The organism is Porcincola sp. LCP21S3_C12, assembly GCF_052118625.1.
GTDB lineage: Bacteria > Bacillota > Clostridia > Lachnospirales > Lachnospiraceae > Porcincola.
This window is the reverse complement of the sequence record NZ_JBQKGW010000083.1, coordinates 1-484: the sequence shown is the minus strand read 5'-3', so window position 1 is coordinate 484 and position 484 is coordinate 1. Positions and strand designations below refer to the sequence as shown.

The following is a 484-nucleotide window of genomic DNA, read 5'->3' as shown; positions in this document are numbered from 1 at the left end:
AACTACAGAGAAATCCTCCGGCTGAAAAGCCAGGGGTACAGCGAGAGAAATATAGCTCTTGCTGCTTCGTGTTCCCGGAACACTGTTTCCGAAGTATTACAGAGGGCTGAGGATCATGGCCTTACCTGGCCGCTGTCCGCAAATGTAACCAATGCGGACCTGAAGAAGATCCTTTATCCTCCAGTAACTGACAGCCACAAAAGGCTGCCGGATTATAACCGCGTCAGAAAGGAGTTGATGCGAAACGGCGTAACCAAGAAGCTGCTTTGGACCGAGTATGTCAACGAATGCCAGCTGGCTGGCGATGAGCCGCTGATGTATTCCCAGTTCTGCTATTACATCCAGCAGGACGAGGAGAAACGGCGTGCAACAATGCACATCAACCGAAAACCTGGTGAACGTGTGGAAGTCGACTGGGCCGGAGATCCGGCTCATTTCACCGATCCTGCGACCGGCGAAATTGTCAATGCCTACGTTTTCGTCG

At 52.1% G+C, this 484-nt stretch carries 1 pseudogene; it reads left to right on the top strand.

The features are described 5' to 3' along the window. A pseudogene (locus tag ACTQ1N_RS12785) lies at positions 1 to 484 on the top strand (IS21 family transposase); the annotation flags it as partial.